Source organism: Streptomyces sp. NPDC052064 (assembly GCF_055585925.1).
Genome location: NZ_JBVJJE010000002.1, coordinates 196,934 through 222,812 on the forward strand (window position 1 = coordinate 196,934; position 25,879 = coordinate 222,812).

At 72.5% G+C, this 25,879-nt stretch carries 25 protein-coding genes; 7 read left to right on the forward strand and 18 right to left on the reverse strand.

The window, feature by feature from the left end:
- Window positions 1-57 precede the first annotated feature (57 nt).
- From ACZ6TU_RS05495 to ACZ6TU_RS05505, 3 genes are all read right to left on the reverse strand, one after another.
- Entirely contained in the window at window positions 58-2,013 is a 1,956-nt protein-coding gene (locus ACZ6TU_RS05495; RefSeq protein ID WP_467674870.1) for a serine/threonine-protein kinase, read from the reverse strand.
- 79 nt (window positions 2,014-2,092) lie between these two features.
- Window positions 2,093-2,551 (reverse strand): MarR family winged helix-turn-helix transcriptional regulator, encoded by a 459-nt coding sequence (locus tag ACZ6TU_RS05500; protein ID WP_467674868.1) that lies wholly within the window; start codon window positions 2,549-2,551, stop codon window positions 2,093-2,095.
- On the reverse strand, window positions 2,548-3,165 hold the full coding sequence (locus tag ACZ6TU_RS05505) for a type 1 glutamine amidotransferase family protein (RefSeq protein WP_467674866.1): 618 nt from the start codon (window positions 3,163-3,165) through the stop codon (window positions 2,548-2,550). Before ACZ6TU_RS05505 ends, ACZ6TU_RS05500 begins: the two co-directional genes overlap by 4 nt.
- Before the next feature lie 173 nt (window positions 3,166-3,338).
- Here ACZ6TU_RS05505 and ACZ6TU_RS05510 point away from each other — a divergent pair, with 173 nt between their 5' ends.
- From ACZ6TU_RS05510 to ACZ6TU_RS05520, 3 genes are all read left to right on the forward strand, one after another.
- Window positions 3,339-4,694 (forward strand): aminotransferase class III-fold pyridoxal phosphate-dependent enzyme, encoded by a 1,356-nt coding sequence (locus tag ACZ6TU_RS05510; RefSeq protein WP_467674864.1) that lies wholly within the window; start codon window positions 3,339-3,341, stop codon window positions 4,692-4,694.
- A gap of 118 nt (window positions 4,695-4,812) precedes the next feature.
- Window positions 4,813-5,514: a GntR family transcriptional regulator gene (locus tag ACZ6TU_RS05515; RefSeq protein WP_467674862.1), complete on the forward strand. Its 702-nt coding sequence runs from the start codon at window positions 4,813-4,815 to the stop codon at window positions 5,512-5,514.
- Window positions 5,515-5,637: 123 nt separating this feature from the next.
- Window positions 5,638-6,288 (forward strand): hypothetical protein, encoded by a 651-nt coding sequence (locus ACZ6TU_RS05520; RefSeq protein WP_467674860.1) that lies wholly within the window; start codon window positions 5,638-5,640, stop codon window positions 6,286-6,288.
- A 3-nt stretch (window positions 6,289-6,291) separates the two neighbouring features.
- Here the strand turns inward: ACZ6TU_RS05520 and ACZ6TU_RS05525 are convergent, their stop codons facing one another.
- Together ACZ6TU_RS05525 and ACZ6TU_RS05530 are read right to left on the reverse strand one after the other, a co-directional pair.
- Window positions 6,292-6,582 (reverse strand): DUF3303 family protein, encoded by a 291-nt coding sequence (locus tag ACZ6TU_RS05525; protein ID WP_388059430.1) that lies wholly within the window; start codon window positions 6,580-6,582, stop codon window positions 6,292-6,294.
- Between the two features lie 170 nt (window positions 6,583-6,752).
- Entirely contained in the window at window positions 6,753-8,036 is a 1,284-nt protein-coding gene (locus tag ACZ6TU_RS05530) for an adenylosuccinate synthase (protein WP_010032040.1), read from the reverse strand.
- A 186-nt stretch (window positions 8,037-8,222) separates the two neighbouring features.
- On the opposite strand from ACZ6TU_RS05530, the gene ACZ6TU_RS05535 reads away from it, so the two are divergent.
- Window positions 8,223-9,086 (forward strand): diacylglycerol kinase family protein, encoded by an 864-nt coding sequence (locus ACZ6TU_RS05535; protein ID WP_467674858.1) that lies wholly within the window; start codon window positions 8,223-8,225, stop codon window positions 9,084-9,086.
- A gap of 14 nt (window positions 9,087-9,100) precedes the next feature.
- On the opposite strand, the gene ACZ6TU_RS05540 is transcribed toward ACZ6TU_RS05535, so the two are convergent.
- Entirely contained in the window at window positions 9,101-9,598 is a 498-nt protein-coding gene (locus ACZ6TU_RS05540) for a GbsR/MarR family transcriptional regulator (RefSeq protein ID WP_467674856.1), read from the reverse strand.
- Between the two features lie 74 nt (window positions 9,599-9,672).
- On the opposite strand from ACZ6TU_RS05540, the gene ACZ6TU_RS05545 reads away from it, so the two are divergent.
- Window positions 9,673-10,608, forward strand: a complete 936-nt coding sequence (locus ACZ6TU_RS05545; RefSeq protein ID WP_467674854.1) for an ABC transporter ATP-binding protein — start codon at window positions 9,673-9,675, stop codon at window positions 10,606-10,608.
- Window positions 10,605-12,233 (forward strand): ABC transporter permease, encoded by a 1,629-nt coding sequence (locus ACZ6TU_RS05550; protein WP_467674852.1) that lies wholly within the window; start codon window positions 10,605-10,607, stop codon window positions 12,231-12,233. Before ACZ6TU_RS05545 ends, ACZ6TU_RS05550 begins: the two co-directional genes overlap by 4 nt.
- A gap of 60 nt (window positions 12,234-12,293) precedes the next feature.
- On the opposite strand, the gene ACZ6TU_RS05555 is transcribed toward ACZ6TU_RS05550, so the two are convergent.
- Complete coding sequence (locus ACZ6TU_RS05555; RefSeq protein ID WP_469546864.1) at window positions 12,294-13,514, reverse strand: cytochrome P450; 1,221 nt, start codon at window positions 13,512-13,514, stop codon at window positions 12,294-12,296.
- 137 nt (window positions 13,515-13,651) lie between these two features.
- On the opposite strand from ACZ6TU_RS05555, the gene ACZ6TU_RS05560 reads away from it, so the two are divergent.
- Window positions 13,652-14,029, forward strand: a complete 378-nt coding sequence (locus tag ACZ6TU_RS05560) for an SH3 domain-containing protein (RefSeq protein ID WP_467674850.1) — start codon at window positions 13,652-13,654, stop codon at window positions 14,027-14,029.
- A 49-nt stretch (window positions 14,030-14,078) separates the two neighbouring features.
- Here ACZ6TU_RS05560 and ACZ6TU_RS05565 read toward each other — a convergent pair whose 3' ends face one another.
- The 11 genes from ACZ6TU_RS05565 to ACZ6TU_RS05615 form a co-directional block, all read right to left on the reverse strand.
- Entirely contained in the window at window positions 14,079-14,744 is a 666-nt protein-coding gene (locus ACZ6TU_RS05565; protein WP_467674849.1) for a response regulator, read from the reverse strand.
- Window positions 14,741-16,060 (reverse strand): sensor histidine kinase, encoded by a 1,320-nt coding sequence (locus ACZ6TU_RS05570; RefSeq protein ID WP_467675183.1) that lies wholly within the window; start codon window positions 16,058-16,060, stop codon window positions 14,741-14,743. Before ACZ6TU_RS05570 ends, ACZ6TU_RS05565 begins: the two co-directional genes overlap by 4 nt.
- Before the next feature lie 116 nt (window positions 16,061-16,176).
- Window positions 16,177-16,860: a response regulator gene (locus ACZ6TU_RS05575; protein WP_467674848.1), complete on the reverse strand. Its 684-nt coding sequence runs from the start codon at window positions 16,858-16,860 to the stop codon at window positions 16,177-16,179.
- Window positions 16,857-18,236, reverse strand: a complete 1,380-nt coding sequence (locus ACZ6TU_RS05580) for a sensor histidine kinase (RefSeq protein WP_467674847.1) — start codon at window positions 18,234-18,236, stop codon at window positions 16,857-16,859. The genes ACZ6TU_RS05575 and ACZ6TU_RS05580 overlap by 4 nt, the downstream gene beginning before the upstream one ends.
- Window positions 18,229-19,437 carry an acyltransferase family protein gene (locus ACZ6TU_RS05585; protein WP_467674845.1) on the reverse strand — a complete coding sequence of 403 codons (1,209 nt, stop codon included), beginning with the start codon at window positions 19,435-19,437 and terminating at the stop codon, window positions 18,229-18,231. Before ACZ6TU_RS05585 ends, ACZ6TU_RS05580 begins: the two co-directional genes overlap by 8 nt.
- A complete protein-coding gene (locus tag ACZ6TU_RS05590; RefSeq protein WP_467674844.1) occupies window positions 19,430-20,431 on the reverse strand; it encodes an alpha/beta hydrolase in 1,002 nt (333 codons plus the stop codon). The genes ACZ6TU_RS05585 and ACZ6TU_RS05590 overlap by 8 nt, the downstream gene beginning before the upstream one ends.
- 185 nt (window positions 20,432-20,616) lie before the next feature.
- Window positions 20,617-21,480 carry an alpha/beta hydrolase gene (locus ACZ6TU_RS05595; protein ID WP_467674842.1) on the reverse strand — a complete coding sequence of 288 codons (864 nt, stop codon included), beginning with the start codon at window positions 21,478-21,480 and terminating at the stop codon, window positions 20,617-20,619.
- Window positions 21,481-21,650: 170 nt separating this feature from the next.
- Window positions 21,651-22,835 (reverse strand): kynureninase, encoded by a 1,185-nt coding sequence (gene kynU, locus ACZ6TU_RS05600; protein WP_469546871.1) that lies wholly within the window; start codon window positions 22,833-22,835, stop codon window positions 21,651-21,653.
- Window positions 22,828-23,658 (reverse strand): tryptophan 2,3-dioxygenase family protein, encoded by an 831-nt coding sequence (locus ACZ6TU_RS05605; RefSeq protein ID WP_467674838.1) that lies wholly within the window; start codon window positions 23,656-23,658, stop codon window positions 22,828-22,830. Before ACZ6TU_RS05605 ends, kynU begins: the two co-directional genes overlap by 8 nt.
- Window positions 23,659-23,808: 150 nt before the next feature.
- Entirely contained in the window at window positions 23,809-24,222 is a 414-nt protein-coding gene (locus ACZ6TU_RS05610; protein ID WP_467674836.1) for a DUF3151 domain-containing protein, read from the reverse strand.
- Between the two features lie 155 nt (window positions 24,223-24,377).
- Entirely contained in the window at window positions 24,378-25,850 is a 1,473-nt protein-coding gene (locus ACZ6TU_RS05615) for an MFS transporter (RefSeq protein WP_467674834.1), read from the reverse strand.
- Between the last annotated feature and the right edge of the window lie 29 nt (window positions 25,851-25,879).

Consider the following 25,879-nt stretch of genomic DNA (forward strand, 5'->3'; position numbering starts at 1 on the left):
GAATTCGCCGTACGTTCAACGACTGTGGGGGAACCGCGAGTTGGTCACTACCTCTGATCACTGCCTCGTGTACGTCAGCCTCTCCCCGCTGCTCGCGTTCACGCGCTGGAGTGTGCCGTTCGGGAGGACGGTGACCTCGGTGGCGGCACCCGGGGTGCAGGCGGTGCGCGGCTGCCCGACGGTCACGGCGGACGGGCCGATCCTCACCGGGCCGTCGGCGTCGGGGGCGTCGGTCAGTTCGCCCTCGAACACGCAGTGGTAGCTGCCGCCCCCGTCCGTGGGGCCGTCGGCCACGAGGGACAGGACCGTGTCGCCGGGCTCGCCCTGCTGGATGGTCAGCCGGCGGGTGTGCCGGCCGTCGGCGTTGTCGATGGTCGTGGCCCAGGTGCCCAGGTACGCCGTCGGGATCGAGCCGTCCGCCGGAGGGGTGGAGGTGTCCGGCTCCGAGGTCGTCGGGGAGGAGCCCGGCGTGGTCGGGGGCGCGCCGGTGCTCTGCGTGGGGGTGGGGTCGCCGCCGGCCCGGTCGCCGTCGCCGCCCTGCATCAGGGCGTACACCGAGCCGCCCGCGGCCAGCGCGACGACCAGGGCGATCACGACGAGCAGCGCGGTGGAACGGCCGTTTCTTCGCACCGGCTCCTGCGGCGGACCGTAGGGCGGGGTCGTGCCGTAGGGCGGGCTGGTGCCGTACGGCGGCGGGCCGTAGGGCGGGGTGGAGCCGAGGCCGCCGTAGGCCGGGGGGTAGGGCTGGGCGGCGCCCGGGGTGCCGGGCTGCGGGTGTTGCTGAGGGTAGCCGTACGCCGGGTACGGGGGCGGGGGTGTCTGCTGGGACGGCGGGGCGGTGCTCTGGCCCGCGACCATGGTGGGCAGGTGGTTCAGCGGCGGTCCCTCGCCCGGGCGGCCAGGCGGAGGGGGGCCGGAGGGTGCGGCGGGCGCCGTCGCGGGGGCCGGGGGCAGCGCGGGGCTCGGGGACGATTCGTCGGCGGCGGGGGCGTGTTCGGGTGTCGGGTCGGGGCCGGGACTCTCGTCAGGACCGGAGCCCTGCTGCTCCCCAGGGGCGCCGGCGGCACCGGCCCGCTCTCCTGCGGCCTCCCCCTCCGGCTCCTCCGCGTCCAGCAACCGCACCGCGTGCCGCCCGAGTTGGGCTACCAGGGCGCTCGGCAGCCAGGGGTCGAGGGCGCGGCCGTCGGAGACGGTGTCGTCCGCGCCGGTGCGTTCCAGGATGCGGTCGAGGGACGGGCGTGCGGCGGGGTCCTTGCGCAGGCAGTCGCGGACCAGGTCGGCGATGCCCTCGGGGAGGCGCTCCAGGTCCGGTTCCTCCTGGGCGATGCGGAACATCAGGGCGTGCACGCCGCTGTCGGCGGTGCCGAAGGGCAGGGCGCCGGTGGCGGCGTAGGCGAGGACCGAGCCGAGGCAGAAGACGTCGCAGGCCGGGGTGATGCGGTCGCCGCGCACCTGCTCGGGCGCCATGAAACCGGGCGATCCGACGAGCGCGCCGGTGCGTGTGAGTCCGACGTCCGTCACGGTCTCCAGGGCGCGCGCGATGCCGAAGTCGATGACGCGTGGGCCGTCGATGGTGACCAGGACGTTGGACGGCTTGAGGTCGCGGTGGACGATGCCCGCGGCGTGGATGTCCTTCAGCGCGTGCGCGAGCCCGGCCGCGAGGATGCGGACCGTCCGCTCGGGCAGGGCACCGTGGTCGTGCCCGACGACCTGCTGGAGGCTCGGCCCGGCGACGTACCCGGTGGCCACCCAGGGCACCGCCGCCTCGGTGTCCGCGTCGAGCACCGGCGCCGTCCAGTACCCGCCGACCCGCCGCGCGGCCCGCACCTCCTGCCGGAAGCGCTCCCGGAACTCCTCCTGCGCGGCCAGTTCCTCGCGCACGAGCTTCACGGCGACCGTACGGCCCCGCTCCGAGCGGGCCAGATACACCTGCCCCATGCCGCCCGCGCCGAGCCGCGCCAGCAGCCGATAGGCACCAATACGCTGCGGATCCCCGGGTCCCAGCTTCTCCATCGCTCAGCCGCCTTCCCCCCACACGTGAGCAACGGACCGAGAATAGTGGGGAGCCCGGGCGGGGCGGCCCGGATGATGTCTACGGTTCCGTAACAGGCGACCCCGCCCGGTCGAGCACCTTCGACAGCCGTTCCAGCACCCGCACCGCCTCCGCCAGCTCCGCCTCCCCGAACGCCTCGGCAAGCCGGTCGGCGAACGCCGCGTGCCCGGGGCCGATACGAGCGATGGCCGCACGCCCCTCCTCGGTCGGCGCGAGGAGCTTGGCGCGGCGGTGCGCGGGATTCGGCCGGTACTCCGCGAGCCCGCGCTCCACCAGCAGGTCGGCGATCCGCTGCACGCTCTGCCGAGTGATGCCCATGGCGCGGGCGATGCCGGAGACGGGCAGCGGCTCACCGAGGACCGCGCCGAGCACCTGCCACCAGGCGGCGGTCAGCCCGGCGGGCCGGGCCAGTTCCTCCGCCACGGCGATGAACTGGCCGTTCAGCCGGAACACCCCGAGGGCGCTGCGGCTGAACAGGTCCTGACGCTCCCGGCTCATGCCGCCCCGGCCTTCTCCAGTACGGCGTACGCCTCCGCGTCGGAGTCGTGGAACAGCCGGTACCAGGCGTCGAGCACCTCGCCCTCGTACACCCCGAGCAGCCGGAAGATCTCCCGGGCGAAGGCGACGGGCTCGGTCGGGCCCGCGGTGACGAGGTTTCCGTCGGTGACGGCGTCGCTCTCGACGTAGCGCTCGCCGCCCGCGTAGCCGGTCGCGGCCAGGTAGAAGGAGACCGCGCTGGTGTGGTCGCGGTCGTCGAGCAGGCCCTCCCGGGCGAGTCCGGCGGTGGCACCGCAGATCGCGGCGACCGGCACGCCCGCGTCGAGGAACGCCCGGGCCTTGCGGGCGAAGGGCGCCAGGTCGCCGGATGTGTCCCAGAGGTCGGCGCCCGGGAGGATCAGCAGGGAGCTGTCCTCGGGCCGCACGTCGTCCAGGGCCGTGTCGGGCTGGATGCGCAGTCCGCCGATGCTGGTGACCGGGTCCGTGGACGGGCCGACGGCACGGATCCGGTATCCGGCGCGGGCGAGATGGGCCGTGGCGTGGCCCGTCTCCCAGTCGGCGAGGGTGTCGTAGACGGCGAGGTGGACGGGCTTGCGGCCTGTGATGGCGTTCATGGCTCCTCCTGAGACCCGAACTCACCCCCGAGGGGGCATGACAGCATCCTGACATTTAGACAGGACGCTGTCAATGCACTCCTCCGCGTCTGGACAACCTGTCGCGGAATGCCGCCGACGGCAGACAGGCCGCCGATTTCACCGCCCTCTCCCCCGCGCCTACGCTCGCCCGCATGACCCCTCAGCCGAACCCCGAAGCCGGTGCCGCCGTCAAGGCCGCCGACCGTGACCATGTGTTCCACTCCTGGTCCGCTCAGGAGCTCATCGACCCGCTCGCCGTCGCCGGGGCGGAGGGGGCGTACTTCTGGGACTACGACGGCCGGCGCTACCTCGACTTCTCCAGCGGGCTCGTCTACACGAACGTCGGCTATCAGCACCCCAAGGTCGTCGCCGCGATCCAGGAGCAGGCGGCGAAGATGACGACCTTCGCCCCCGCGTTCGCGATCGAGGCCCGGTCGGAGGCGGCCCGGCTGATCGCCGAGCGGACTCCGGGCGACCTGGACAAGATCTTCTTCACCAACGGGGGCGCCGACGCCGTCGAGCACGCGATCCGGATGGCGCGCCTGCACACCGGGCGCCCCAAGGTGCTCTCGGCGTACCGCTCGTACCACGGCGGTACGCAGCAGGCCGTGAACGTCACCGGCGACCCGCGCCGCTGGGCCTCCGACAGCGGCACCGCCGGGGTCGTGCACTTCTGGGCGCCCTACCTCTACCGCTCCCGCTTCTACGCGGAGACCGAGGAGCAGGAGTGCGCGCGGGCGCTGGAGCACCTGGAGACGACGATCGCCTTCGAGGGGCCCTCGACCGTCGCGGCGATCATCCTGGAGACGATCCCGGGAACGGCCGGGATCATGGTCCCGCCGCCCGGCTATCTCGCCGGGGTGCGGGAGCTGTGCGACAAGTACGGGATCGTCTTCGTCCTGGACGAGGTCATGGCCGGGTTCGGGCGGACCGGTGAGTGGTTCGCGGCGGACCTGTTCGGCGTCACGCCCGACCTGCTGACCTTCGCCAAGGGCGTGAACAGCGGGTATGTGCCGCTGGGCGGTGTCGCGATCTCCGGCGCGATCGCGGAGACGTTCGGGAAGCGGCCGTACCCCGGTGGTCTGACGTACTCCGGGCATCCGCTGGCCTGCGCAGCCGCCGTCGCGACGATCGACGCCATGGCTGAGGAGGGCGTGGTCGAGAACGCGGCCCGGCTGGGCGCGTCCGTCCTCGGGCCGGAACTGCGTGAGCTGGCCGCGCGGCACCCGAGCGTGGGCGAGGTACGCGGTGTCGGCATGTTCTGGGCGCTGGAGCTGGTCCGGAACCGGGAGACACGGGAGCCGCTGGTGCCCTACAACGCGGCCGGGGAGGCGAACGCGCCGATGGCCGCCTTCGCCGCCGCCGCGAAGGGCAGCGGGCTCTGGCCGTTCGTGAACATGAACCGGACGCACGTGGTGCCGCCCTGCAACATCACCGAGGCGGAGCTGAAGGAGGGTCTCGCGGCCCTGGACGCGGCGCTCTCGGTAGCGGACGAGTACACGCGGTAAAGGCCTGTAAACCCGTCAGTAACAGACATCCTCGCGTCTCATTCGAACGCGTAAGGTGGCGTGCCCGTAGACATATACGCGCACGCCACCCGAACGCGACGAGGGAGACGCCCTGACCATGCCCCGCAGCTCCGGCAACGGTGCCGTGACGCGCAGCACCCTGCGACAGCAGATCGCCGACGCGCTTCGTGACGAGGTGCTGGCGGGGCGGCTCCAGCCGGGTCAGGAGTTCACGGTCAAGGAGATCGCCGAGCAGTACGGGGTGTCCGCCACGCCGGTCCGGGAGGCGCTGGTCGACCTCTCCGCGCAGGGGCTCCTCGACGCCGACCAGCACCGCGGCTTCCGCGTCCACGAGTACTCGGTCGAGGACTTCCGCGGCATGATCGAGGCCCGCGGCCTGGTCATCGAGGGGATGTTCCTCGCGCTGACCGAAGGACGCCCCAACGCCGTGCGGCCCGACGACCCCCGGGCCGCCGCCGTCGTGGCCGGGGTCCGCAGGCGTGGCGAGGAGGCGCAGCGGGCCGCCGCCGCCGGCGATCTCACCGTCCTCATCGGCTACGACCTGCGCTTCTGGCGCGAGCTCGGCGCCTGCTTCGGCAACCCCTACCTGGCCGACTTCCTGCACCGGCTGCGCGTCCAGACCTGGGTGTGCGCGGTGCAGCACCTGCGCCGGCTCACCGATCTGCGCGGCGAGCTGTGGGCCGGTCACACCGAGCTGGTCGACGCGCTGATCGCCGGAGACAACGACACCGCGCGGGCGATCATCGCCCGCTACAACGCGCACTCCATCGCCATGATCGAGCGCCTCGCATCAGAATGACCTGCGTCGCATCTGTTCGTATGGGTATGGGACATGCACGGCAGGAGCCGCTTCCGCGCCGCACCGATACCCTTCCCTGACCACCGCGCCACCCGACCGACCGAGCTGAGCGAGGAGCCTTCTTTGGCCTGTGACCTGTGGCTGGTACCGCTCGTCGACGTGTTGTGCCACACGCCGGACAACCCGTTCGCCGAGGAACTCGCGCAATACAACAAGGTGCTCGCCGGGGCCGGGCTGCCGCCGGTGCCGGTGTACCAGTACATGCCGGGCCTGTCGGGCGATGTCGCCCCGGTCGCGGGCTTCGACTACGACGCGCTGCACTTCCTGCGCCGCGCCTATCTGCTCCAGGTGTGCGGCCTGCCGGTGACGCCCGTGGACGAACTCGGCGGCGACTACGAGCAGTTGCTGGAGATGTTCGAGTCGACGGCCCAGCAGTCGCACCTCGTCTGGCACTACGACCACGCGGGCGCGTACGTCCCCGTCGACTTCCCCAGCCCGCTCGCCGACGACGAGCTCCTCGCGGGCGGCGGTCCGCTGGGCTCCTCCCATGCCCTGCTGCGGGAGCTGGAGCTGGTCGCCCCCGCCATCGGGATCGACCCGGCCAACCCGCCGGCCGCGCCCCAACCGCCGCTCGTGCCCACGGAACTGGAGGAACCCGCCGTCCCGGCCCCGTACGACCCCAGCCCGTTCGCCCGGGAACGCCACGTCTGGCTCGGCCTGCACGCGGCCGTGACGCGGAGTCTTGCCCAGGGGTCGATGATCGTCTTCAGCTGAGGGTCAGCGCAGCTGGGACAGCCCCTTCTGCAGGTCGTCGCTGTTCATGACCGGGAACACCTCGACCTCGGCGTTGAGGCCGGTGAAGAACGGCTCCAGCGCGGGAGGCATCTGTGAGCTGTCCTGCATGTCGAAGACCATGAAGCAGGTCCTGCGACCGCCCTCGGGGCCGAAGTAGGCGGCCTCCGGCCTGAGCTTCTCCATGGCCTCCTGCATGATCTGCGGCATCTTGCCGGCCCGGATCGCCTCGTTGCCCTTGTCCGTGTCCAGCGTCGCCTTGAGCATCACGCGCATAGCACTCACTTCTTCTGTCTCGTCGGGTGGTGACTGCTGCGATTCGCAAGCTCAGCGTATGGCCAGATTTGCCCGATAAGTCATTTGATTGCTCCATCGGGAGCAGACAGCAGAACGTCCCGGCGACCACATGGGTCACCGGGACGCAGGGCGTATGCCGCTCGGTTCGGCTACAGGAACGAGTTGATCTCGATCGTCTCGTCCCGGCCCGGACCCACGCCGATCGCGGAGATCGGGGCGCCGGACATCTCCTCCAGCGCCTTGACGTAGCTCTGGGCGTTCTTCGGCAGGTCGGCGAAGGACTTGGCCTTGCTGATGTCCTCGCTCCAGCCCGGCAGCATCTCGTAGACCGGCTTCGCGTGGTGGAAGTCGGTCTGGGAGTACGGGAGCTCCTCGACGCGCCTGCCGTCGATCTCGTACGCCACGCAGACCGGGATCTGCTCCCAGCCGGTGAGGACGTCGAGCTTGGTGAGGAAGAAGTCGGTCAGGCCGTTCACGCGGGTCGCGTAGCGGGCGATGACCGCGTCGAACCAGCCGCAGCGCCGGTCACGGCCGGTGGTGACGCCGCGCTCGCCGCCGATGCGGCGCAGGGCCTCGCCGTCCTCGTCGAAGAGCTCCGTCGGGAACGGGCCCGCGCCGACGCGGGTCGTGTAGGCCTTGAGGATGCCGATGACGCGGCTGATCTTCGTCGGGCCCACGCCGGCGCCCGTGCAGGCCCCGCCCGCGGTCGGGTTGGAGGAGGTGACGAAGGGATACGTGCCGTGGTCGATGTCGAGGAGCGTGCCCTGGCCGCCTTCGAACAGGACGACCTTGTCCTCCTCCAGCGCCTGGTTGAGGACCAGAACGGTGTCGGCGACGTACGGCGCGAGCTTGTCGGCGTAGCCCAGCAGCTCCTCGACCACCTGGTCGACGGCGATCGCGCGCCGGTTGTAGAGCTTGGTGAGGATCTGGTTCTTGACGTCGAGGGCCGCCTCGACCTTCTGCGTGAGGATCGACTCGTCGTACAGGTCCTGGACGCGGATGCCGACGCGGTTGATCTTGTCCGCGTAGGTCGGGCCGATGCCGCGCCCGGTCGTGCCGATCTTCCGCTTGCCGAGGAAGCGCTCCGTCACCTTGTCGACCGTCACGTTGTACGGCGTGATGATGTGCGCGTTTCCGCTGAGGAGGAGCTTGGATGTGTCGACACCACGCTCGTTCAGACCGCTCAGCTCGGAGAGCAGGACCGACGGGTCGACGACGACACCGTTACCGATGACCGGCGTGCAGCCGGGGGACAGGATTCCGGAAGGGAGGAGGTGGAGTGCGTACTTCTGGTCGCCGACGACCACCGTGTGGCCGGCGTTGTTGCCGCCCTGGTAGCGCACTACATAGTCCACGGATCCACCGAGCAGGTCGGTGGCCTTTCCCTTGCCTTCGTCACCCCACTGAGCACCGAGCAGCACAAGTGCGGGCACGCGCGTACACCCCTTCCGGGCGGGGCATGTCCATGGTCGAGGGCGAACGCGGAAGCTACGAAACCGCGTGCACCGCGACCGCCGTTGGCCGCCAACCGTCGGACCGGATGCCCCGGAATAGACGAAGCCCCTGGCGCAATAGCGCAAGGGGCTCTTGCACAAAGATGCTACCCGAGGAAGCGAGGCATGGCCGAGGTGGCGACTTCCGCGACGTCCGAGCAGCTGCTGTTGGTCATCGACCCGGTCGCCCGTCGGTCGGACGGCGAGTCCGTACGGATCGCGAAAGACGTGCTCGGAGCGGGTGCGGCCGTCAAGCTGTGCCTGCCGGAGGGGCCGGAGGAGTTCGCCCGGGCGCTGGCCCGGCGGGGCTCGCGGCGCCCGGTGGTGGTGGGCGACGACCGGGCCCTGATCCGCGCGGTGTCGCTGCTGCACCGGCATCGGGAGCTGGCCGGATGTGCGCTGTCGGTGGTGCCGGTCGGCGGCGCGCTGTCCCTCGCCCGGTCGCTGGGGGTGCCGACGGGGACGGTGGCGGCGGCGCGGGCGGTGCTCGACGGGGTCGAGCGGCGGATGGACCTGATGGTGGACGACAGCGACGGGGTGGTGCTGGGCGCGCTGCGGATACCGCCGGTGACGGCCGACGCTCAGGCGCCGGATACCGAGGACGCGCCGGGCCGCCCCTGGCTGCGGACCTGCCAGTCCCTGGTGCGCACCCTGGTCCCGGCCGCCCGCCCGTCCCGGCTCGCCTCGGCTCCCGAGCCCGGCCCCTCCCGGCTGCGGGTCGAGGTCGACGGCGAAACCCTCGTCGACCTGAACCAGCCGGTCGAGGCGGTGTCGGTGTCGCCCTCGGCCTCCGGTGTGGCCGCGGTGGAGGTCCGCCCGGTGTCGGTGGGCGCCGAGGCCTCCCCCCTGCTCGCGGAGGGCCGGACGGTGACGGTGTCGGGGGCCCACTTCCGCTACCGGGCGGACACGGTGGTGTCGGGGCCGGTACGGACCCGGACGTGGGTGGTCCGGGAGGGGGCCTGGGGGCTGACGGTGCCGGCGGCGCCGTGAGCGCCACCCGCTCGTCATCCCTGCCCGAACGTCTTGTCCCGGTGCACGCGCCAGCGTTCCATCATCTCCACGATCTCGGCCTCGACGAACTCGAAGAACGCGAGCGTCTCGGACATGCGGCGGCCGGCCGGGGTGTCGGCGCCGAGGCTGGTGACGCCTTCGCGCAGGGCCTCCTCCCAGCGTTTGAGGACGGCGTCGCGGTTGGTCAGGGCCTCGTACCACTGGTCTCCGCGCACCCGGTAGCGCTCCCGGCGCGAGCCGGGCTCCCGTTCACGCGAGACCATGTGCGTCTGGGCCAGGTAGCGCACCGCCCCGGACACCGCCGCGGGGCTGATCCGCAGCTGCTCTCCCAGTCCGGCGGAGGTCATCGAGCCCTCGTCCGAGGAGAGGAGCGCGGCGAAGACCCGGGCGGGCATCCGCGGCATCCCGGCCTCGACGAGGTGCGCCGCGAAGGACTCCACGAACCTCGACACTGCCTCCGCGTCCCGCGCGTCCCTGGCTGATTCCGTCATGCGGTTCATCCTATCCGCGATTCACATCCTTCCTTAACTTCACAAATTTCTGAAAGAAGCGTACGTTCTGAAGCATGACGAAGGCCATCACCGTCTCCGGACTGCACAAGTCCTTCGGACGGACGCATGCACTCGACGGGCTCGATCTGGAGGTCGCCTCCGGCGAGGTCCACGGCTTCCTCGGCCCCAACGGCTCGGGCAAGTCCACCACCATCCGGATCCTGCTCGGCCTGCTGCGCGCCGACTCGGGCGCCGCTCAGGTGCTGGGCCACGACCCCTGGACGGACGCGGTGGACGTGCACCGCCGCATCGCGTACGTCCCCGGGGACGTGACGCTGTGGCGCAACCTCTCCGGCGGCGAGGTCATCGATCTCTACGGCCGGCTGCGCGGAGGGCTCGACCCCCGGCGCCGCGCGGAGCTCATCGAGCGCTTCGAGCTCGACCCCACGAAGAAGGGCCGCACCTACTCCAAGGGCAACCGGCAGAAGGTCGCCCTGGTCGCCGCGTTCGCCTCGGACGTCGACCTGCTGATCCTCGACGAGCCGACCTCGGGCCTGGACCCGCTGATGGAGGAGGTCTTCCAGCGCTGTGTGGCTCAGGAGCGCGACCGGGGCCGCACGATCCTGCTCTCCTCCCACATCCTGAGCGAGGTCGAGGAGCTGTGCGACCGGGTGAGCATCATCCGCAAGGGCCGTACGGTCGAGAGCGGTTCGCTCGCCGACCTGCGTCACTTGACCCGTACCAGTGTCGTCGCCGAACTCGCGGGCCCGCCCGACGGGCTGGCGGACCTGCCCGGCGTCCACGACCTCGACGTGCAGGGACGCCGGGTCCGGCTCCAGGTCGGCACCGACGGGCTGGACGCCGTTCTGCGGTCCCTGAGCGAGTCGGGCGTACGGTCGCTGACGTCGACGCCGCCGACGCTGGAGGAACTGTTCCTGCGGCACTACCAGGACGAGGCTGGGGGTCCCCCCTGCTCGAGCGAAGCCGAGAGCTTGGGGGACGCCCGATGACGACCTTCGCGGTAAGGCCCGGCAGCGCACGCCAGCTGGCCGGGACGGGCACGCTGCTGCGGTTCGCCCTGCGCCGCGACCGGCTGATGATCCCGGTGTGGATCGCGGTGAACGCCCTGATGGTCCTCTCCATGCCGAACACCCTGGAGGGCCTCTACGGCACCCCGGCCGAACGCGCCGGCCTGATCCGGCAGATGGAGACCAACTCCTCGCTGCGCGCGATGATCGGCCCGGTCTTCGGCGAATCGCTGGGCGCGCTGACGGCCTGGCGGGTCGGCCTCTACGCGGGCGCCCTGGCCGCCGTGATGAGCCTGCTGGTCGTCGTCCGGCACACCCGGGACGAGGAGGAGAGCGGCCGTCAGGAGCTCGTGGCGTCCGGCATGGTGGGCCGCCGGGCCGCCCTGACGGCGGCCCTGCTGGCGGCGGCGGTCGCGAACGGGGTACTGGCGCTGCTGCTGACGGCCGGCCTGGCCGGCCTGGGTACGACCGGGGCACTGGCTCTCGGACTCGGCATCGCCGGAGTCGGCATGGTCTTCGCCACGATGGCGGCGATCGTCGCCCAGCTGACGGAGAGCGCGCGGCTGGTCCGCGGTCTGACGGCGGCGGTGCTGGGCGCCGCGTTCGTGCTGCGCGCGGCGGGCGACTCGGCGGCGGATGGGGGCACCTCCCAGGCTTTCGGCACCGGGGGAGGTTCGTCGGTCCTGACGTGGCTGTCACCGCTCGGCTGGCTGGAGAACCTGCGGCCGTACGCGGACGAACGCTGGTGGGTGCTGGCGCTGCTCGCCGGGGCAGCCCTCCTCCAGGGCGCGGTGGCGTACGGGCTGGCGGGCCGCCGGGACCTCGGCATGAGCTTCCTGCCCTCCCGGCCGGGCCCGGCGACCGGCCGCCTGGGCAGCGCGGGCGTGCTGGCCTGGCGGTTGCAGCGGGGCAGCGTGCTGGGCTGGAGCATCGGTTTCCTCCTCGCCGGGGTCGTCTACGGCGGCATGACCGAGGGCGCGGCCGACCTGGTCGGCGACAACGAGAACGCCAGGCGGATCTTCGAGCGGATGGGCGGCCGGTCCGGCCTGACGGACACCTTCCTGGCGTCGATGACCGGCATGCTCGGCCTGGTCGCGGCGCTGTACATCGTGGCGTCGGTGCTCCGCCTGCACGGCGAGGAGACGTCCGGCCGGGCGGAGCCGGTGCTGGCGAACGCGGTCGGGCGCCTGCGGTGGGCCGCGGGCCACCTGGTGATCGCCTTCGGCGGTTCGGCACTCATCATGCTCCTGGCCGGCCTCGGCCTGGCCGCCGGCTACGGCAAGGAGACCGGCCCGATCCTGGGCGCGTGCCTGGTGCAGCTGCCGGCGGTGTGGGTGATGGGCGGGGTGGCGGTGCTGCTGCACGGCGTGCTGCCCCGGGGAGCGGCGGCGGCCTGGGGCGTCGCCGGCGCGGCACTCCTGATCGGCTGGGTCGGCCCCGCACTGGATGTGCCGCAGATGGTGCTGAACCTCTCGCCGTTCGGGCATCTGCCGAAGCTGCCGGGCGGGGAGATGGAGTGGGGGCCGGTGGTGATGCTGACCGGGTTGGCGGTGGTGCTGGTGGCTGCGGGGCTGGCGGGGTTGCGGAGGCGGGACATGACCACGTGACGGCGAGTCGGTCCGTCCCACGCCTCAGCTCCTCGGGGTCGAGTTCGAGTCGACGGGTGATCAGCCCACCTCCACGGCCAGCCCCTCCAGCCCCCGGATCACGAAGTTCGGCTTACGGGCGGGCTCGGCGGCCAAGCGCAGTGTCGGGGCCCTCTCCAGCAGCGCCCCCATGGACGCCGCCAGTTCGATACGGGCCAGGGGTGCGCCGATGCAGTAGTGGATGCCGGCGCTGAAGGAGATGTGGGGGTTGTCGGCGCGGCCCAGGTCCAGGGCGGACGGGTTCTCGAACACCGTCGGGTCGTGGTTGGCGGAGCCGAAGAGCAGGGCGACCTCCGCGCCGCGGGGGATCGTCGTGCCGGCGAGTTCGATCTCGTCCAGGACCCAGCGCTCGAAGAGCTGGAGCGGGGTGTCGTAGCGCATCAGTTCTTCGACGGCGGAGGGGATCAGGGAGTGGTCCGCTCGCAGGGCCGCCAGTCGGGCCGGGTTGCGGAACAGGGCGTACCAGCCGTTGACCGTGGCGTTCACCGTGGCCTCGTGGCCGGCGTTGAGGAGGAGCACCGCCGTCGAGATCATCTCCTGCTCGGTGAGGCGGTCGTCCTCGTCGTGCGCCTCGATGAGGCCCGAGATGAGGTCCTCTCCCGGCTCCTTGCGGCGGGCCGCGATCAGTTCGCGCAGGTAGTCGGAGAACTCCACCGACGCCCTGACCGCCTTCGCCGCCGTCTCCTCGGACGGGTTCAGCTCGTACATCCCGCAGATGTCCGCCGACCAGGGGCGCAGCGGGGCCCGGTCGGACTCCGGGATGCCGAGCATCTCGGCGATCACCGCCACCGGGAGGGGCTCGGCGACGTCCCTCAGCAGGTCGCCGCCGCCCGCTTCGACCAGGGCCGAGGCGAGCTCGTCCGCCAGGCCCCGCACATACGGCTTCAGCCGCTCCACCGTGCGCGGCGTGAACGCCTTCGACACCAGGCGCCGGATCCGGGTGTGGTCCGGCGGCTCCAGGTCGAGCATCCCGTGGTCGTTGAGCGTGTGGAACGGCTCCTGCTCCGGCGGGGGCGCGGTGCGGCCGAACTCCTCGTGCGTGAACCGGTGCTGGTACGTCCGGCCCAGGCGCCGGTCCCGCAGCAGCGCCGAGACGTCCGCGTGGTGCGGGACGAGCCACTGGTTCGTGGGCTCGAACCAGTGCACGCGGCCCCGGGCACGCAGCTCGGCGTAGGCGGGGTACGGGTCGGCGAGGAACGCCGGGTCCCACGGGTCGAACGCGAGGTCGGAAGCAGCTGCCATGGACGGACGCTAGCCCCACATCCCCGCATCTGACCAGGGGTGTTCCGACGGGACAGGCGGGATCAACCATCCAGACCAAGATCGTTAAGCTGTGCGTGCCGCCTGAGCGGCACCTGCCTTCGCAAGGAAAGAACTTCATGACACAGCAGCGAGCCAAGTTCCGCACCCGCGTCCCCGCACGTCTGGCCGCCTCGGCCATGCTGGCCCTGTCGCTGACCGCCGGCGCGGTCGCGGCCGGCGCCCCGGCCGCCACCGCCGCCGAGATGCCGTGCAAGCCGCGCGTCTACTACTACGTCTACAAGAGCAGTGGCGTGAACTTCCGCACGGGTCCCGGCGCCGGCTACAAGTCCAAGGGCATCCTCCACAAGAACGACTGGGGCAAGAAGGTCGGCACCAAGGGCTCCTGGATCAAGCTGAAGCTGGGCCAGAAGTCGAAGAGCGGGCTGGCCAAGGGCACCACCGGCTGGGTTTCCAAGTCGTACGTGAGCGACTGCGTGCCGATGCAGCTGGACTGATCCGGCCTGTCGCCCCCGGGCCCGAGGGCCTGCGGGGCGACGTCCCCGGCTAACCGGGCGTCACCAGCCGCGCCTCGTAGGCGAACACCGCCGCCTGCGTCCGGTCCCTGAGCCCCAGCTTCACCAGGATCCGGCTGACATGCGTCTTGATCGTCGACTCGGCGACCACCAGCCGCTCGGCGATCTCCGCGTTCGACAGGCCCTGCGCGATGAGGACCAGCACCTCCGTCTCCCGGTCGGTGAGGTCGCCGTACGCCGCCTGCGCGGAGGGCATGAGGCGCGGGGTCTCGGAGAGCTTCGAGAACTCGGTGATCAGGCGCCTGGTCACCGAGGGGGCCAGGAGGGCCTCACCGGCAGCCACGATCCGCACCCCGTCGGCGAGCTGGCGGGCCGAGGCGTCCTTGAGGAGGAACCCGGAGGCTCCCGCGCGCAGCGCCTGGTAGACGTACTCGTCGAGGTCGAAGGTGGTGAGCACCAGCACCTTCGCCGCGCCGTCGGCGGCGACGATCTCGCGGGTCGCCTCGATGCCGTTCAGCTCGGGCATGCGGATGTCCATCAGCACCACGTCCGGGGCGAGCTCGCGGACCTTCGCGACGGCCTCCCGGCCGTTCACCGCCTCGCCGACGACCTCGATGTCCTGCATCGCGTTCAGCAGGACCGAGAAGCCCTCGCGCACCATCATCTGGTCGTCCGCGATCAGCACGCGAATGGTCATGCGTCGTCCTCGTCCGGCAGGGCGACCGGCAGGAACACCGCCACCTCGTAACCTCCGTCGTCCGTCCGGCCCGCCGTCATCTCGCCGTTCAGCATCGTCACACGCTCCCGCATGCCCGTGATGCCGTGCCCGGCGCCCGGCGAGGGCTTGATCAGGCCGGGGTTCGGCGGCGGGCCGTTGACTATGCGCAGGCCCAGGCCGCCGAGAACGTACCCGATCTCGACACGGGCACTCGCGCCCGGCGCGTGCCGCAGGGTGTTGCTCAAGGCCTCCTGCACGATCCGGTACGCCGACAGCTCCACGCCCTGCGGCAGCTCGCGCACCGCGCCGGTCACCACCTTCTCGACCCCCAGACCGGCCTCCCGCACATTGGCCAGCAGCCCTTCCAGGTCGGCGAGCGTGGGCTGCGGGGCGTCCGGGGCCTCGTAGTCCTCGGCGCGGACGACACCCAGGACGCGGCGCAGCTCGGTCAGGGCCGCCACCGCGTTCTCCCGGATGGTGGCGAAGGCCTTCTCCAGCTCCGGCGGCGGGTTCTCCACCCGGTAGGGCGCTGCCTCCGCCTGGATGGCGACCACCGACATGTGGTGGGCGACCACGTCGTGCAGCTCGCGGGCGATCGTCGTGCGCTCCTCCAGCAGGGTGCGGCGGGAGCGCTCGTGCGCGGTGACCGTCTGCTGGGCGGTGACCTCCTGCTCGGCGTGGCGGCGGATGTGCCACACGGTGACGCAGAGCAGGATCATGGCCGAGAAGATCAGCATGGGGGCGGAGTTGGTGCCGTAGAAGTAGGTCGGGCCGATGCCGCTGTCCGCGATCAGGGCGTACAGGGCCGTCAGCCCCCACATCCACCCGGCCGTGCGCGGCCTGGTGCGCATGGCCACGACCGTCAGCACGGTCAGGTGGCAGACGAAGCTGCCGGCGGCCCAAGGCCATCCGCCCCAGTTGCTGCCTAGCACGGCCAGCGGCGTGGAGGCCATGGACGCCCAGAACGCTCCGACCGGACGGATCATGGTCAGCAGGACGGGGATCACCGTCAAGGGGCCGACCAGGAGCACGTGGCCGTCGGTGTCGGCGCCGGTGATGAGCAGGGTGATCAGGGCGGCCACGGCCATCAGGGCGTGTGGCGTCCAGATCGCGTACTCCCGCAGGCGGCCGGGCAGCCGCCGGATGATCCGCCCGTCCGTGCTCCTGCGCGGCAGCGGCCGGTAGGCGAAGGCGTCGTGGATCAGGTCCTGCCGCAGTCCGCGCAGGGAGTCCACGGCCACCCGGTACTCCGGGCTGCGCGGTTTGGCCCCGGGCCCCGACGGCGTGGTCTGCATGTGAGTCGTCTCGGTCACGTACAGAACGGTATGCGGCCCCCGGGTCCCGGTCGTCCCCTTGGAGAGGGGTTCCTCGGCGTCCCCCTCAGGTACTACGGAGTCTCGTCGGCCACCCCTCAGTACCCCGACGGCCGCACCAGCCCCGACTCGTAGGCGAACACCGCCGCCTGCGTCCGGTCCCTGAGTCCCAGCTTCACCAGGATCCGGCCCACATGGGTCTTCACCGTCTGCTCGGCCACGACCAGGTGCCGGGCGATCTCCGCGTTCGACAGGCCCTGCGCGATCAGCGCGAGCACCTCCGTCTCCCGCTCGGTCAGGTCGCCGACGCGCTCCCTGAGCGGGGCGCGGGGCTTGCCGTCGAGCCGGGAGAACTCGGCGATCAGCTTGCGGGTGATGACCGGGGCGAGCAGCGCTTCCCCGGCCGCGACCACCCGGACCGCCTCGGCCAGCTGCTCCGACGACGCGTCCTTCAGCAGGAACCCGGAGGCTCCGGCGCGCAGCGCGTCGTACACGTACTCGTCGAGGTCGAAGGTGGTGAGCACCAGCACCCGCATGTCCGGGTGCGCCGAGGTGATGTGCTGGGTGGCCTCGATGCCCCCGATCCCGGGCATGCGGATGTCCATCAGGACGACGTCCGGGGCGAGCTCCGTGGCCAGGGCGATGCCGCCCTCACCGTTCTTCGCGTCGCCGACGACCTCTATGTCGGGCTGGGTACCGAGCAGCACGGTGAAGCCCTGCCGGACCATCGCCTGGTCGTCGACGATGAGAACCCGGATGGGTTTGCCGGTACCGCTCGTCATGAGGTCTCTCCCTGAGGGGCCGTGGGGTGATGGATGCCCGGGGCGTCGGCGGGCGGGGTGTCCGGGAGGAAGGCGGTGACCTTGAAGCCGTCCCAGTGCCACGGGTGCGCCGTCATGGTGCCGCCGAGCATCGCGACCCGCTCCCGCATGCCGAGCAGTCCGTGGCCCGCCCCCGTCGACGGCGGTGGTGGCCCGGTCGGGCGGCCGTTGACGATCTCCACCTCCAGGCCGTCCGGCTCGTAGGTGAGACGGACCGTGATCCTCGCGCCGGGAGCGTGCCGCAGGGCGTTGCTCAGCGCCTCCTGCACGATCCGGTACGCCGACAGCTCCACGCCGGGCGGCAGCGGACGCCGCTCGCCGTTGATGTCGGTGACGACCTCGCGTCCGGCCGCCCGGGTGTTCTCCACCAGCGCGTCGAGCCGGTCGAGCGTGGGCTGCGGGGCGTGCGGTGTGGTCTCGTCACCCGCGTCGGCGAACGGCTCCCCCGGCCCGGGGTGCTCCGAGCGCAGCACGCCCAGCACCCGGCGCAGCTCGGTCAGCGCCTCCAGGGCGTTCTGCCGGATGCCCGCGAGGTTCTCCTTGAGTTCGTCGGGCGGGTTCTCGACGAGGTGCGGGGCGACCTGCGCCTGGATGGAGATGACCGACATGTGGTGGGCCACCACGTCGTGCAGCTCCCGCGCGATGCGGCTGCGCTCCTCCAACAGGGTGCGCCGGGTGCGCTCCTCGGCGGTGAGCGTGGTCTGCTCGACGAGTTGCGCGCGGGCCTCGCGGCGGCCGCGCAGGGCTGTGCCGACGACCACGACGACGGCGAACAGGGTGACCGCCAGCACCCCGGTGGGCTGATAGCCGGCCGCGCCCAGCAATCCTTGCACGACGTAGGTGAGGAGCACGGTCAGCGCGAGCGCCTCGACGGACACCCGGGTACGCACCCGCAGGGCGAGCAGCAGCAGCACCGCCATGTGTTCGATGATCCCCGCCGACGTCCAGGGCCAGGTGAAGTCGTGGGCGCCACCTGCCAGCAGTTGGCGGCGCACCTCGAGGGCTCCCAGCACCATGGCCGCCGTCGAGAGCCACCACGCCGGGATGGGCCGCCACAGCGCGAGCACCATGGCACCGCCCTGCGCCAGCCCGAGCGGGAAGGCGATCTGCAGACCCACCCCGCCGTTGTCGACGAGCTGCCCCACCGCGCCGACGGTGACACCGAACGCGGCCAGGCACACCAGCCCGTGCGGCAGCCAGAGCAGCCACGTGGACGGCGGCAACGGGTCCACCCGGACCGTCCACAGATCCTGGCGCAGCACCCGCAGCCAGTCCCCGACGCGCGCCCGCAGCGCGCGGCCCACCCCCGTGTCCGTCACACGGCCCAGCCTAGACATGACGCGCCTTCGCCGCTGTGCCCCGGTCGGACGGACGGTGCGCCCGCACCACCCGCGACCCGCGGCCCCGGCCGCCGCCTCGCTCGAAGGAGCGGAAGGCGGCCCAGCAGACCGCGAGGGCCAGCGCGAACAGGGGCAGCCAGAGAAGCCGGGCCCCGACCCAGCCGAGGTCGTCGGGCCGGGTGTGCAGCCCGGGGAGCCGGCCGGCGAGGAGGCCGGTGGCCGTGGTGGCCATCAGGGCCGTCTGGTGCCAGAGGAAGACGGTCATCGCGGAGAGGTTGACGAGCGCCACCGCCGCCCACGCCACGGGCCGGCGCATCGCCCTCCGCAGCCGCTCGCGCAGCAGCAGGGCGAGACCGCACTGGGCCAGGCCGAACGTGACGACGGCCAGCGTCGGCGGGTCCAGGTTGGACATGCCCTCGCCCGGGACGCCGACCATCGACGCCGGATAGCCCGCCCACGCGACGAGCCCCGTGCTCGCCGCCGCACCGCCGGCGAGCAGGATCCAGCCCACGTGGCGGCGCTCCAACTCGCCCCGGGTCCAGGCCGCGCCCAGCGTGTAGGGCACCATCCAGCCGGCCGCCACGTTCACCCAGCCCAGCCAGGAGGGGCCGCCGAGGCCGAAGCGCAGCAGGTCCACGTGCAGGACGACGGCCAGCGGCCAGAGCGGGTTGAGCCGGGCGAGCAGCGGGGTCGCCGCCGTCAGGCCCGCGAACACCACGAGGAACCACAGGGGGGACAGGGCCAGCTTCACCAGCGTGCGGACGGTGCCGAACTCGGTGCCCGACAGCAGCAGCGCGACGGCGGCGACCGTCCACAGGGTGAGGACGGCGGCGACCGGCTTGAACAGCCGGGACAGCCGGGCCGTCAGCCACTGGTGGTACGGGATTCCGCGGGCCCGGGCCGAGGCATGGCCACGGGTGGCGACATGGCCCCCGACCAGGAAGAACACGGCGAGTGTCTGGAACATCCAGGAGACGGGCGTCAGCCAGGGCATGTGCTGCAGCGGGCTCGCCGTGCGCAGGACGCGGCCGTCGGAGACCAGGGCCGTGACCAGCCAGTGCCCGAGGACGACGCCGAGGACGGCGGCGGCCCGCAGGGCGTCCACGGCCCGGTCGCGGCCGGGCGGGGTGGCCGCGCCGATGCGGCCGGCGCCCCGGCGCACTCCCTGCCGCAGGGCGCGCACGCCGATGTCAGTCATGGGGCACCGCCTTGGTCTCGCCCAGGACGATCCGGGCCAGGTTGGTCAGGGAGGCCGTGCCGGGTCTGAAGTAGTCGCTGTGGCCGCCGTCGCCCGCCGTGAAGACCCGGGCGCCGAAGCCCGGGGAGACGGGGTCGGTGCCGAAGCCGACGGTGGTGCCGAACAGGTCCAGGTCGAGGTGCGGGACGTTCTCCACCCAGTCGTCACCGCCCCGGGCCGCCCAGACGCGGGCGCGGGTGTGCAGGCCGGCGGCGGTGTCGGCGCCCGTGCCCGGGCTGCCGACGAGCGCGATGTCGTCGACGGCGATCCCGGCGGCGGCACGGCCGCAGACCACCGAGCCGTAGGAGTGGCACAGCAACGAGATGCGCGGTCCGGTGCCCGCTATGGCACGCAGGTCGGCGACGAGCGCGCGCAGGTGCGGGGCCGCCTGCTCCGCCCTGCCGGTCGTCGTGACCGTCGTGCTGACCGTGCCCGGCGTCTCGTAGCCCAGCCAGGCCACGACCGCGGTGTGCGTGCCCGCGGGGGCCTGCCGGGCGAGCTGCCGGTGCAGGGCGGCGGCCGCCGCGTGGAACCGGCCGTAGGTGTCGAGGCTCGTGTCGGAGCCGGGGACCAGGACGGCGATGCGGTCGGCCCGGGCGAGGTCGCCGAGGACCTCCGTCACCAGGCCGGAGCCGCGGCCGTCGAACCGCAGGAGGTGCCGGGCCGGGGCGGCCAGACGACGGTCCGTCGCGGCACGGTCCCGGTCGTGGTGGGCGGCGGCCGTGCGGGCCGCCTCGGCGGCGTTGGCCCGGTTGGCCGCGTACGCCGCGTCGAGCGTCGACGCGCTGAGGGGGGCGAGGGAGGCGGGGGCCGGTGCGGGGGTCTGCGGTCGTACGGCCCCGGACAGGGGGACGACCACCGCACCGGTGATGAGGGCGGCGAGCGCGGCTCGGCGCCATCGCCCGGCGCGGCGTCTGCCGCCGTCGGCACGGCGGTACTGCGGTGCGGACCCCATGGTCGTCCCTCTCCAGCGCACCCGGCCATCGGGTCTGCGTGGAAGGGAAGTTACGGAGCGGGGCGCCTCGTCCGCGTCACACCGGGGAACTCACCTGCGGCGTAGCTCTCAGGTACTACGGGTATGACCGGGGACCGCTCCTAGGGGCCCCGTGGACGCTGTCAGGAAGCCGCCCGGTCCGCCGCTCACCAGGCCAGCTGCGCGATCTCCTCCACCACCACCGCGCACGCGTCAGCCGCCGGGTCGATGAGCGGGAAGTGGCCCACGTCCTCCAGCAACGTCACCCCCACCATCTCCCCGGCCTTCGCCGCCGCCTCCGCGTACGACTCGGCGACCGCCTGCGGCACGTCGAGGTCCGCGCGACCCTGCACGAGGGTGGTGGCGATGCCCGTGGGCAGCAGCAGCGCCGGGTCCGCGTACGGCTGCCGCTCGGCGAAGTACTCGTCCCCGCCCAGGAGTTGACGCGCGGCGCCCCCGCACACGTCCAGCTTGTCGGCGATCGCCAGGTCCGCGATCGGGGCGAGGGCGACAACACCGCGCAGCGTCACCGGACTGCCGCTGCGCCAGGGCGAGTCCGCCGGCAGGACGTGCCGGGCGGCGCCCCACAGCGCGAGATGCCCGCCCGCCGAGTGACCGGTGAGGACCGTACGGCGCGGGTCGGCCTGCGGCAGCAACTCCCGTACCAGCGCGGGCAGGGCGTCCAGCGCCGCCGCGATGTCGTCGAAGGTGTCCGGCCAGCGGCCCGCGACGGAGCCGTCGCCGCCGCCGCGCCGGTACTCGACGCCGGCCACGGCGAACCCGCGGCGGGCGAGGAAGTCCGCGAACGGGCTGATGTGGCGCCGGTCGTAGGGCGCGCGCCAGGCGCCGCCGTGCAGCACGACGACGACCGGGGCCGGTCCGGGGCCACCGGCCCGGCGCGGCGCGAAGAAGTCGATCACCTGGTCCGGGTGGTCGCCGTAGGCCGCGGTGGCGTCGGGGTCGACGGGCGCGTGGGAGAAGGCCGACTTCTCCTCGGCAGCGGCCCGTGCTGCTGCGACGTCGTCCGTCATGCTCCAACCTTCCAGCGATGAACCGTACGGGGCGGGCCGGTTGAGGGCCGCGCCGTTGGCCGGGACGGTACCAGGCGCGTGACATGCGCGGACATGCGGATGTCACGCTCGGTGAAGACCGGGCACCGCGGGGCCGGGACACCGCACGGGCGTCCCGGCCCCGTCGCCGCTCAGGCCAGCGTCTCCGCCAGCACCCGCGCCGCCAGCTCCACGTCGGCGAACCCGACGTACAGCGGTGTGAAGCCGAAGCGCAGCACGTCGGGTGCCCGGAAGTCACCGACCACATTCCGCTCGATCAGCCGCTTCATGACGTCACCGGCGTCGTCACAGCGCAGGGCGATCTGGCTGCCCCGCTCCGCGTGCGGCAGCGGCGTCACACACTCGACCCTGCCCTCGGGTACATACGCCGCCACGCACTCCAGGAAGAAGTCCGTCAGCGCGAGGGACTTGGCCCGCACCGCCTCGACCGCCACCCCGTCCCAGACCTCCAGGGCCGCCTCCAGGGCGAGCATGGAGAGGATGTCGGGCGTGCCGACCCGGCCGCGCAGGGCACCGGAGGCCGGCTCGTAACCGGTGCGCATGCCGAACGGCTCGGCGTGCGAGTTCCAGCCGGGCAGCGGCGAGTCGAAGCGGTCCTGCAGCTCCCGCCGCACATACAGGTACGCCGGTGAACCGGGCCCGCCGTTCAGGTACTTGTAGGTGCAGCCGACCGCGAGGTCCGCACCGTGCTCGTCCAGCCCGACCGGCAGCGCGCCCGCGCTGTGGCACAGGTCCCAGACGGCGACCGCGCCGGCCTCGTGCACGGCGGCCGTCAGACCGGGCAGGTCGTGCAGCCGGCCGGTGCGGTAGTCCACGTGGTTGAGGAGGACGGCGGCGGTACGGTCGCCCAGTGCGCCCGGGACGTCCGCCGGTGCCACGGGCCGCAGGGTGCGGCCGGTCATACGGGCGGCGGACTCGGCGATGTACCCGTCGGTGGGGAAGGTCGTCGCGTCGACGAGGATCTCGTCACGGCCCTCCCCGGCCATCCGCACCGCACCCACGAGTGCCTTGAGGACATTGACACTTGTGGAGTCGCCCACGACGATCTGCCCGGGCGCCGCCCCGACCAGCGGGGCGATCCGGTCACCGATCCGTTCGGGCGCCGTCCACCAGCCGCTCTCCTCCCAGGACCGGATGCGCAGCTCTCCCCACTGACGGCGTACGACGTCCTCGACCCGTCCGGGGACGACGGCCGGCAGCGCGCCGAGCGAGTTGCCGTCGAGGTAGACACCCTCGCCGAGCACGAACTCGGCGCGCTTGCCGGCCAGTTCGTCGACGGCGTCCAGCTTCTCTGCCGCGATGGCCAGGTCAGACATAGGACCGCGCCGTCCACAGCTCGGGGAACACGTTCTTCTGCGCGCGCTTCTCCAGCCAGGCGACCCCGGCGGAGCCGCCCGTGCCGGTCTTGGCGCCCATCGCGCGACGGGTGGCGACCAGGTGGTCGTTGCGCCAGCGCCACACCAGCTCGGCGACATCGCTCAGCGCCTCGCCCAGCCGGGCGACCTCGTCGCTCTCGTCACCCGAGTAGACGGCCGTCCAGGCCGCCTCCACCTCCGGCGACGGCTCGTAGCGCTTCGAGACGTCGCGCCGCAGCACGGACTCCGGGATGTCGTGCCCGCGCCGCGCGAGCAGCCGCACGACCTCGTCGTACAGGCTCGGCTCGTGCAGCGCCTTCTCCAGCTCCGCGTGCACGCGCGGTGCGCCCCGGTGCGGGACGAGCATCGACGCGGACTTGTCGCCGAGCAGGAACTCCATGCGGCGGTACATCGCCGACTGGAAGCCGGAGCCCTCGCCGAGGGCGCTGCGGTACGAGTTGAACTGGGCCGGCGTGAGCTGGGCGAGCGGCTTCCAGGAGTGGTTGAGCGCCTCCAGTTCGCGGACGGACCTCTTGAGCGCGGCGGTGGCGGCGGGGATGTCGTCACCCCTGAGCGCGCCTGCCGCGGTCTCCCACTCGTGGACGATGACGGTGAACCACAGCTCCATGACCTGGGTCGTGACCAGGAAGACCATCTCTCCGGGGTCGTCGGAGAGGGTGTGCTGGAGGTGGGTGAGCACGTCCGCCTTGACGTAGTCCTCGTACGGCGTCGTGCCGTGGAAATCGAGATGCGGGGTCTCGGGCTCGTGAGCCTCGTGGGACATCGCTGTCTCCTGCAGATAACTCCGGGTAGCGGTCCGCCCCTGCCGATGCCGACACGGGGGCCCCGGTCCCCACCGGCATACTCCGCAATCGTCCCCCGAAACCGCAAGGCCCGCCCGCTCGGCGGACGGGCCTCGCGTTCACGGCCGCTGTCAGCCCAGGACCTGCGCCGCCGTCGGCGAGGAGTCCTTCAGGAACTGGGAGCAGCGCTCGTACTCCTCCTGCTCGCCGATCGTCTGTGCGGCACGGGCGAGGGCGTGCAGGGCACGCAGGAAGCCGCGGTTCGGCTCGTGCTCCCACGGGACCGGGCCGTGGCCCTTCCAGCCGTTGCGACGCAGCGCGTCGAGGCCGCGGTGGTAGCCCGTACGGGCGTACGCGTACGACTCGACGGTCGCGCCCCGCTCGTACGCCTCGTCGGCGAGCTGCGCCCAGGCGAGCGAGGAGGTGGGGTGCGCGGCGGCGACATCGACCGGCGCGGTACCCGACGCGAGCATTTCCCGTGGCCCGGGGTCGTCGGGGAGGTGGGTCGGGGGCGGGCCCCCGAGGAGGTTCTCGTGAATGGACATGCCCCAAGTCTGCCGCAGGCGTGAGCTGCGGGCAGTCGTGCCTCCCCCAGTGCCTCAAGGGCCTGGGAGGTACCCCCAGGGCGGCGCCCGTCCCAAGGAAGCGGCACCCCGCTTACGCCGGCTGCGCCCCCGGCGCGAGCGAAAACGTCCCACCCCTACGACAACCGCTTCCGCACCGGCTCCCCCTCAAGCGGCGGTGCCGTCACACCTCCATGCCTCAGACACTCCGGCCGCTTGCAGCCGGGCGGCGGCCTCCGTACCACCGCGGCCGCGACGACCGCCCCCACCACCAACGCCCCCGCACACCACGCCATCGCCTTCCCGAAGGCGACATCGAACGCACCCGGCTCCCGGTACGCCTCCTCCCCCATCCCCGCCAGCAAGGGCAACGCCGCCACCGCCACCAGCCCCGCCGCCCGGGCCGCCGCGTTGTTGATCCCGCTGGCCAGCCCGGCCCGAGCCACATCCACCGACCCCAGCACGGTCGCCGTCAGCGGCGCCACCAGCGTGACCATGCCCAGCCCGAGCACCAACAGCGCCGGCAGCACATCGGCCCCGTACGACGCCCCCGGCCCGACCCGCAGCATCAGCAGCATCCCCGCGGCGCACAGCAGCGGCCCCACCGTCAGCGGCAGTCGCGGCCCGATCCGGTCGGCCAGCTCACCGGACCGCGCCGACAGCACCAGCATCAGCGCGGTCGTCGGCAGCAACGCCGTACCGGCCGCGAGGGCCGAGTAACCCACCACCACCTGGAGCTGAAGCGCGGCGAGGAAGAAGAACCCGCCGAGGGCCGCGTACACGCACAGCGTGACGAGGTTGACCGCCGTGAACTGGCGCGAGGAGAAGATGTCCGGCGGCATCATCGGCTCGGACCGCCGCCGCTCGACCACCACGAAGGCCACGGCCGCGACCGCCCCCGCCACCGCCGTACCCGCCACCACCAGGCCGCCGCCCGCACCGCCCGCCTCGATCAACGCGTACGTCAGCAGCGCGAGCGCCGACGCGCCCAGCACCGCCCCCAGCACGTCGAACCGGCCCCGGGCTCCCTCTCCGCCCGACTCGGGCACGTGCCGCAGCGCCACGGGCACACACAGCAGCGCCAGCGGAACGTTCAGCAGGAACACCCAGCGCCAGCCCGGCCCGTCCACCAGCCAGCCGCCGACGAAGGGCCCTACCGCCGCCCCGACCCCGCCGAAGCCGGACCACAGGCCCACCGCGCGGCCCCGGTCGTCGGGATGGAAGGACGCCTGGATCAGCGCCAGCGACCCCGGTGTGAGCAGGGCACCGCCCACCCCTTGCAGGGCGCGCGCGGCGATCAGCACCCCGGCGTTCGGCGCGATCCCGCACAGCAGGGACGCCACCGCGAACCACACCACACCGACGACGAACACCTTCCGGCGCCCGAAACGGTCGCCCAGCGCCCCGCCCAGCAGGATCAGCCCGGCCAGCGTGACCATGTACGCGTTGACGGTCCACTGGAGGGCCGCCAGGTCCGCGTCGAGGTCACGGCCGATGCGGGGCAGCGCGATATTGACGACGGTCGAGTCCAGCAGGGCCATGCTGGAGCCGAGGACGGTGGTGAGCAGGATCCACTTGCCCCGCGGTGAGGCCAGCCGGACATCGGGCATGCAGGGAGCATACGGAAGAGCCCGGCACC